This window comes from Kitasatospora sp. NPDC101447, from assembly GCF_044767225.1.
Classification (GTDB): Bacteria; Actinomycetota; Actinomycetes; order Streptomycetales; family Streptomycetaceae; genus Kitasatospora.
In genome coordinates, this window is record NZ_JBIWNL010000013.1 from 154,605 (window position 1) to 163,498 (window position 8,894).

An 8,894-nucleotide genomic window follows, 5' to 3' on the forward strand; every position below is an offset into this window, starting at 1 on the left:
CATTCGTTGTTGGCGGTGCAGGCGATGGCGCGTCTGCGTAAGGAGTTGGAGCTGGACCTGCCGTTGTCGGTGTTCCTGCAGGCCACGTCCGTCGCCGATCTCACGGCGCGGATCGAGGAGCTCGGTGGCCCGGGCGGCAAGGCCCAGGCGCCGGCGCAGCCGGTGCCCCTCCCGGTGGCGGGCTGTGAGGGCCCGCTGAGCTTCGCGGAGGAACGTTTCTGGCTGGCCTACACGCTGGAGGATCGCTCCCCGGCTTACCACGTCCCGCTCACTCTGCACCTCAGGGGAGACCTGGACGTACCCGCGCTGACCGAGGCCCTCCGGACGCTGATCGACCGGCACGCCATCCTGCGCACGCGCTACCCGTTCGACGCCGACGGCGACCCCGTCGCGGTCGTGGACGATCCCGAAGGGTTCCACCTCGACGTCGTGGACCTCGACGGGGACCTGCGGGCCGTCCTCGACCGCCTCAGCGCGGAGCCGTTCGACCTGGCGGACGGCCCCCTGTTCCGGCCCGTGCTGTTGAAGGCCGGGGACGACGAGCACTACCTCAGCCTGTTGATGCACCACATCATCACGGACGGTTGGTCGATCGGGACCCTCCTGCGGGAGTTTGCGGCCGCGTACACCGCGCTGGCCCGCGGCGGGCGCCCATCCTTCCCCGGGAGCGCCCTCCAGTACCGCGACCACGCCCGAGCGCAGCGCGGCCGGGCCGACCGGCTCGCCGGGCAGTTGGAGTACTGGGAGCGGACCCTGGAGGGGGCGCCGGCCGAGCTCGGACTGCCCACTGACCGGCCCCGGCAGGAGAGGTCGGAGGGACGGTTCTTCACCGTCGTCTTCCCCGGCCGGGATGCGCGCGAGCTGGCCCGGCGGACGGGATCGACCCTGTTCATGGTGCTGCTCGCCGCTTACTCGGCGGTCCTGGGCGGGGCCGCGGGCAGCGAGGACGTCGTCGTGGGCACGCCGGTCGCCGGCCGGGACGACCTCGCGACGGAGCCGCTGCTCGGTTGCTTCATCAACACCCTCGCCATGCGGACGGACCTGTCCGGGGACCCCACCTTCGAGCAACTGCTCGGCCGGGTGCGGGAGTCGACCCTGCGGTCGTACGACCATCAGGAGGTCCCGTTCCAGCAGGTCGCCGAGCGGGTGGCGGAGCGGGTAGAGGGTCGCAGCTCGCTGTTCCGGGTCTGGCTGGAGCTCCAGAACTACCCCGACTCGCCGCTGGACATGGCAGGGCTGAAGGCCGAGGAACTGGCCGAGGACTTGGAGACGGCCAAGTTTGACCTCGCCTTCCACCTCGCCGAGACCGGCGAGGAGCTGGAGCTCAAGGTCAAGTACGACGCCCTGCTGTTCGACGAGCGGACGATGCGCCGTTACGCCGACCGGTTCGTCGCCCTGTTGTCGGCGGCGGCCGGAGACCCGGCCCGACGGCTCTCCGGCCTGGCGGGGTGACGGTGCCCCGATGACCCCAGCGATATCAGCCGCAACGCTCATGCAACCGCAAGGGAGCCACATGTCCTTCCCCTACACAGCGTCGCTGTGCGCACGTCCGTTGGAGTGCCCGTGACGACCGCCGCGCAGAAGTCCCTGTTCCGGCACCGGAGCTTCGCCCTGCTCTGGTCCAGCCAGTCGATCTCGATGTTCGGTACGCAGATCACGTACGTGGCGCTGCCGCTCACTGCGGCCGTGGTCCTGCAGGCCACGCCGATGCAGTCCGGTCTGCTGGTCGCGCTGGAGCAGTTGCCGTTCCTGCTGTTCGGTTTCGTCGTCGGCGTCTACGTCGACCGGCGGGCGCGCCGGTCGATCATGATCGGGGCCAACGCCGTCCGGTTCGCCACCCTCGCGTGGATCCCGGTCGCCTACTGGCTCGACGTCCTGTCGATCTACCAGCTGCTCGTGGTCGTCTTCGTGGTCGGGACGATGACCACGTTCTTCGACCTGGCCTACCAGTCATACATTCCCGGCCTGGTCGGCCGGGACCGGCTGATGGACGCGAACGGCAAGCTCCAGGTGTCCGAATCGGTTGCGGAGGTGGCCGGGCCCGGTGCCGCCGGGGCGCTGATCGGCGTGCTCGGAGCCCCGGTGGTCATCGCGCTGGATGCCCTGAGCTACGTGATCTCCGCGCTGGCGCTGCTCCGGATGCCCCCGGACGAGGCACCCGCCGCGCCGCCGGTCCCGGTCGGCTCGGGGGAGAAGGGGCCCTCGGTCTGGGCGTCCATGCGTGAGGGCTTCCGCCTGATCGGGCGGCACACCCTGCTGCGCTGGTGCACGGTCGCCGCCGTATCGGCCAACCTCTTCTACAGCGCCCTGATGGCCGTGTTCTTCCTGTTCCTCCTCCGGGAGGCCGGGATCGGGTCGGCCGAGGTCGGTGTGATCGTCGCGGTCGGCAGCGCCGGCGCACTCATCGGAGCGCTGTCCGCCGAGCGGATCACCGGCCTGCTCGGTGTCGGGCCCACGCTGGTGCTGTCGCTCGTGCTTCCGGGAATCGGCTACTTCGCACTCTCGACCGTTCACGGCAACTCACTGGTGGCCGTGGTCGCCGCGGGTGCCGCGACCTTTGTCGCCCTGTTCGGCATCCCGGTCTTCGACATAACCGTCATCAGCTTCCGACAGATGGTGACGCCGGACCACCTGCTGGGCCGGGTCAACGCCACCGTGCGGACGCTCGCCAGGGGCAGTCTGCCGCTGGGCGCGCTGATCGGCGGTGCGCTCGGCTCGGCGCTGGGTCTGCGGACGACCATCCTCGTGGCGGCGGTCGGTCTGCTCCTCCCGGCGGTGATCCTTTTCCTCTCGCCGGTCCGCTCCGTCCGTCAGCTCGACGGTCTGGCCGCGGAGAGCGCGTCCGAGGAGTCCGCCGGCTTGTCGGAGGACGCGCCGAGTCTGCCGTCCGCCCACTGAGACAACCAAGGAGCGTCATGACAATCCCACCGTCCTCGGGTGTCCGGGCGATGCGTCGCCGGGTCGCCGTCACCGCCCAGCAGGACCTGGTTTCCGTCACGGACAGTCCGCACTCGATCTTGTCCGTCGTCCGACCGGCGGCCCCGTCGGTCGACCTGGAGCACTGGATGCGGTCCAACCGCACGCGCATTGAGGAACTGCTTCGCGACCGCGGTGCGGTGCTCTTCCGGGGCTTCCAACTGTCGTCGCCGGAGGAGTTCCAGAGCGTCGTCAAGGCCTGGTCGCCGCAACTCCTCAACTACACCTACGGATCCACGCCGCGCAGCCGCTCCTCAGCGGCGGGCGTCTACACCTCGACCGAGTACCCGGCCGACCAGACGATCCCGCAGCACAACGAGATGGCTTACGCGCGGATCTGGCCGGAGCACCTCTGGTTCTACTGCCACCAGGCGTCGCCCGAGGGCGGCGCGACGCCGCTCGCCGACAGTCACCTGGTTGCACAGCGGATCGACCGCGCGCTGCTCGACTCCTTCGCCGAGCGCGGTGTGCGCTACGTCCGCCACTACGGGACCGGCTTCGACCTGACGTGGCAGCAAGCGTTCGAGACCGACAGCCGGGCAGAGGTGGAAGAGCTCTGCCGTGCGCAGGGGATCGAGTACACCTGGTACGGCGAGGACAAGCTGAAGACCTCGCAGGTGTGCCAGGCTGTGATCGAGCATCCGTCGAACGGCAAGGAGCTCTGGTTCAACCAGGCCCACCTGTTCCACACCTCCGCGCTCGCCCCCGAGGTGCGTGACGAACTCCGCAGCGGCGGTACGGAGATTCCGCGCGAGGTCTTCTTCGGCGACGGCGAGCCGATCGCGGACGCCGTCCTGGAGGATGTCCGGGCTGCCTTCGTCGCCGAGACGATCCGGGAGCCGTGGCAGGACGGCGACGTCATGGTCATCGACAACATGTCGGTCTCGCACGGGCGGGACCCGTACCAGGGCCCGCGCCGCGTACTGGTGGCGATGACCGACGAGCGCAGCGGACACGTGGGAGGCCCCCGATGACCGAGCCCGAGCAGATCGAGGGCTACCAGCTCTCGCCCCAGCAACGAGCGGTCCACCTCCGCGAGGACGCGCAGGGCCGCGCCACCCACCGGATCTCCACCCCTTCGGTGCTCACCCCGGGTGAGCTGGCGGACCGGATGGAAGCCCTGGTGGCGGAGCACGAGGTCCTCCGCACCCGGTACTCGGCGCTCCCCGGCCTGCGCCTGCCCGTGCAGGTGGTCGACCCGGCCGGCCCCGTCATGGTCGAGGAGGACACCGACGGCCGCACCTTGCTGCGAGCCGGCGAGCTGACCGTGGAACACACCCGGAGCCAGGACGGCACGGTCCTGCTCATCGGACTGCCGCGCCTCAGCGTGGACCGGGAGTCGTGGAGCATCCTCACCGGCTTCCTGCTCGGCGAATCCGCGGAGCCCGGACCGGTGGAGGAAGAGCCGCTCCAGTACGCCGACGTGGCGGCCTGGCTGTGCGAGGAACTGGAGAACGCCGGATCCGCCGCTGCCACCGCCACGGATGAGGAGACCCGGACCGCCACCGGACTCCCGTTCCTTCTGCCGGCAGGCCGCCGGGACCCGGAGGCCGGACCCGTGACCGTTGTGACGACGCTGGACGGCCCGGTGCCGGCCAGGTTGCGCGCCGTCACCCGCGAGCTCGGGGTGGGCGAGGAGGCGGTGCTGCTCGCCGCCTGGCGGGCGCTGCTCGCGCGGTACAGGGGGAACGCCGACGACCGGGTGCTCGTGGTCACCCAGGGCCGCTCCGCCGAGGGATTGGCCGGCGCTCTCGGGCTGCTGGAGCGACCGGTGGCTGTGCGCCTGTCGTCCGAGCCGCAGACTCCGTTCGCGCAGGCCGTGCGGGACGCCGAGGAGGCACTTCGGGCCGCGGGGGAGCGGGAGAACCACGCCGATCCGGAGGCTCTCTCCACCACGGACGCCGTCTCCTTCCGCTACCTGGAGGACCGGTGGGGCGCCCTGGCCGAACCCGGTCCGGCGGGCGCGTACGAGCGCCCCGGCGTCATTCATCTGGACTGCGTGCTGGGCCCGGAGACGCTGCTCCTGACCTTCGCGGGCCACGGCGGCCAGGTCGCCAAGCCGGACCTGGCCGCGCTCGCCGAGGCGTTCGGGAACCAGCTGGCCGACGCGCTCGCCGGCCCCGCGCGGGCCGTCGGCGTGCTGCGCCTGCTCACCCCGGCCGAGCCGGCGGACGAGCCGGACGAGCGGCACGAGAGCGTGCTGCACCGCTTCCTGGAGCACGCCGAGCGGAACCCTGACCGCCCCGCTGTCCGCAGCGGGGACCAGGTCCTCACCTACGGCGAGCTGGCGCGGCGGGCCTCGGCCACCGCGGGGCTGCTGCGCCGCCAGGGCGTTCGCGCGGGCGACTACGTCGGCGTCGTGGTTCCGGCGGTGGCCGACACCCTGGTCGCCCTGCTCGGCACCTGGCTGGCCGGTGCGGCCTTCGTCCCGGTCGACCCGGCGTGGCCGCAGGAGCGCATCGAGACCGTCCTCGGCCTGGCCGAGACCGCGTACGCGCTCGTGCCGCAGGCCGCCGCCAGCCTCGGGCTGCCCGTCACACCCCTGCCGCTGCCGGCGGCCGACCCGCAGCCCGAGCAGGAAGCCGAGCTCGCGCTCGCCGGGGCGGGGGACGCCGCGTACGCCGTCTTCACTTCGGGCACCTCGGGGACGCCGAAGGGCGTCGTCATCGGTCACGGGCAGCTGGCCCACTACGCCGCGGCCGTGCTGAAGCAGCTCGGGCTCGGCGAGGGCGCCGAGTTCGCCGCCGTCTCCACCCTGGCCGCAGACCTGTCCTACACCGCCGTCTTCCCGACGCTGGCTGACGGTGGCTGCGTCCACCTGGTCGACGCCGACGTGGCGACGAGCCCGCAGGCGCTCGCCGACCGGTTCGCGGCGCACCCGGTGAGCGCGATGAAGCTGGTGCCCTCGCACCTCTCCGCGCTGCTCGCCGAGGCCCGTGACCCGGCCGCCCTGCTGCCGAGCCGGGTGCTGGTGCTCGGCGGCGAGATCCTGCCGCCGACGCTGCTCACCCGGCTCCGTGAACTCGCCCCGCAGCTCAGGGTGTTCAACCACTACGGCCCGACCGAGACCACCGTCGGCGCGTCCGTCCTCCCATTGGACGGCGGGACCGACGAGCGCTGCGCCTCGGTGCCGGTCGGCACCGGCATGGGGGACAACCTCCTCACCGTCGTCGACGGCGAGGGCAACCCGCTGCCGCCCTGGTGCCCGGGCGAGGTAGTGATCAGCGGACCGGGCGTGGGGCTGGGCTACCTCGCGCAACTGCGTGAGGGCCGCACCGGATTCGGGGAGCGCGGTACGACGCGGCAGTACCGCTCGGGTGACCTCGGCCGACTCGTGCCCGGCGCGGGTGTGGAGATCCTCGGACGCCTCGACGACCAGGTGAAGCTCCGCGGCTACCGGGTCCAACTCGGCGAGATCGAGGGTCTGTTGCAGCAGCAGGCCGGTGTGGCGGCGGGCGCCGTCGTGGCTCGGACGGACGACAGCGGCCTGGTCTCGCACCTGGACGCCTACGTCGTACTCACCGGGGATGCGGACGCCCCCTCGGTCAAGGACCTTCAGACGGCCCTCGGCCGCCGACTGCCCACAGCCCTCATACCGACCGGGTGGCAGGTGCTGGACCGGCTGCCGCTGACGCGCAACGGAAAGCTCGACCGGAAGGCCCTGGCCCCCGTCGAGACCGTCCGCGCCGAGGCTGCCCGGCCGCGTGACTCCGTCGAACAGCGGCTCCTGGTGCTCTGGGCCGAGGTCCTTGGACTGGACGCCATCGGACCGGACGACGACTTCTTCGAGCTCGGCGGGCACTCCCTGAGGGCCATCAAGCTGATGTCCCGCACCAATAGTGCCTTCGGCTGCAAGCTCCCGATGTCGTCGATCTTCAAGGCCCGGACCGTGGCGGCCATGGCCCGCCTGATGCGCGACAGCGAGACCCGGGACTCGAACCTCGTCCCGTTGCGTCCCGCCGAGGGGGGCTCGTCGGTGTTCTGCATCCACCCCGGTGGCGGCAGCACGCTCAGCTACTGGGAGCTCGCCCGGTTGCTGCCGACGGACCGCCCGGTTGTCGGCGTCGAGTCCCTGGGCCTGCACGGTCAGGAGCCGCAGCGAAGCTTCGCTGAGATGGCCGAGGGCTACGCGGCGGAGATCGCCGCCGCGACGGACGGGCCCGCCGTGATCATCGGCTGGTGCTTCGGCGGGATCATGGCACTGGAGACGGCCCAGGCACTGCGCCGGACCGGCCGTGAGGTGGCCAGGCTGATCATCGTCGACTCCTTCGCCCCCGGGTTCGAGGACGAGGAGGACGACGGGTCACAGGACGACCTGCTCTCGGAGTCCGTCCTGATCGGCCGTTTCGCCTGGCACTACGAGCTGGATCTGCCCGAGCCCATCCCCTCCGGGAAGGCTGCGTTCGACCTCCTGCTGGCAGAGATGCAGAAGCACGGGCATCTGCCGCCCACCGCGGGAGAGGACGACCTGCGGAAGCTGCTGGACGTCTACACCTGCAACATGACCGCGATCCGGCAGCACGCCGAGACCACCGACCCGGCGGGCTCGACGCCTGATTACCCCGTGCTCCTGGTCCGCGCCGAGCCGGCGGGTGTGCCGCTGGAGTCGGACCGCACCTGGGGCTGGCGCAAGCTGGTGGGCCCTGGCCTCGCCTTCGCCGCCGTGGAGGCGGATCACCACAGCATCATGCGCCCCCCGGCCGTCGCCGAGCTCGCGGAGCTGGTCTCCCGGGTCCTCGACGCCCCGGCGTAGCCGTAGCGGCTGTCGTCGAATACCACCGCTCCGGCCACTGCTCGGCGCGCACCCGGGCTGCCGGCCGGTACCCGCGTGCGCGCCGAGCGGATTGCACCCGGCCGACGTCGCCGCGCTCGGCCGGCAACAGCACCGCTGAAGACATCACCGAACGAATGGCTCGTGACATGGACGACGTGAAGGAATCCTGCCTCTTCCCCGAGCGGGACCGGGTGGCCCTCTACGAGGCCACCGCACCGGGTGTGAGCCCGGTGGAGTGGGCGACGGCGAACGCCGAACGCCTAAACGAGCGGCTGCTGACCGCGGGAGCCGTCCTCCTGCGCGGTTTCGACGTGCCGGACGCGTCAGTGTTCTCCGGCTTCGTCAAGGTCTTCGGCGAGGAGCTCGCCGAGTACACCTACCGGTCGACGCCCCGCAGCAAGGTGGGCGACGTCTACACCTCGACGGAGTACCCCGCCAGCGAGGTCATCCCGCTGCACAACGAGAACAGCTACACCAGCCGCTGGCCGCAGCGGCTCTGGTTCTACTCGGCGGTCGCGGCGCGGTCCGGGGGCGAGACCCCGCTCGCCGACAGCCACGCGGTCTACCAGCGCATCCCGGCCGACGTGCGCGAGCGCTTCGAGCGCCACGGCGTGCGCTACGTCCGCAACTACCGTGCGGGGATGGGCATCTCCTGGGAGGAGACGTTCCCCGGCATGGACCGCGCCGCCGTCGAGAGGTTCTGCGGCGAGCGGGGGATCGTCGTCGAGTGGCAGTCGGACAACGGGCTGCGGACCACCGAGACCTGCCAGGCGGTCGCCACCCATCCGGTCACTGGCAAGCAGGTCTGGCTGAACCAGGCGCACCTGTTCCACGTGTCGAGCCTGAACGAGGCGACCCGCCTCGCCCTGCTCGAACTCATGGCGGAGGAGGAGCTCCCGCGCAGCGCGTACTTCGGCGACGGCAGCCGCATCGACGACGCGGACCTCGCCGCGGTCCGCGACGCGTACGAGGCGGAGACGCTCGCCTTCCCGTGGCAGACCGGCGACCTCCTCACGGTCGACAACATGGCGATGGCCCACGGCCGGAACAGCTTCGAGGGGCCGCGCAAGGTCCTGGTGGCGATGACCGGCTCCCACGGCAGCCAGCAGACCGGCTGAGGACAGCCGCGCCGCCAGCCGTGCCC

General features: G+C 71.5%; 5 protein-coding genes. All 5 read left to right on the plus strand.

All coding sequences use genetic code 11. The annotated features are described in order from the left end of the window. Nucleotides 1–1,452: condensation domain-containing protein (locus ACIRST_RS20565; protein ID WP_402803388.1), on the plus strand; the 1,452-nt coding region annotated here is incomplete at its 5' end. Between the two features lie 111 nt (nt 1,453–1,563). Next, nucleotides 1,564–2,898 (plus strand): MFS transporter, encoded by a 1,335-nt coding sequence (locus tag ACIRST_RS20570; RefSeq protein WP_350520488.1) that lies wholly within the window; start codon nt 1,564–1,566, stop codon nt 2,896–2,898. Between the two features lie 17 nt (nt 2,899–2,915). Further along, the gene (locus tag ACIRST_RS20575; protein ID WP_350520489.1) at nt 2,916–3,950 is read left to right on the plus strand and encodes a TauD/TfdA family dioxygenase; all 1,035 of its coding nucleotides are present in this window, start codon (nt 2,916–2,918) and stop codon (nt 3,948–3,950) included. Next, nucleotides 3,947–7,729 (plus strand): amino acid adenylation domain-containing protein, encoded by a 3,783-nt coding sequence (locus tag ACIRST_RS20580; protein WP_402803392.1) that lies wholly within the window; start codon nt 3,947–3,949, stop codon nt 7,727–7,729. Before ACIRST_RS20575 ends, ACIRST_RS20580 begins: the two co-directional genes overlap by 4 nt. 155 nt (nt 7,730–7,884) lie before the next feature. After that, on the plus strand, nt 7,885–8,868 hold the full coding sequence (locus tag ACIRST_RS20585) for a TauD/TfdA family dioxygenase (protein WP_350520491.1): 984 nt from the start codon (nt 7,885–7,887) through the stop codon (nt 8,866–8,868). Nucleotides 8,869–8,894: the final 26 nt, after the last annotated feature.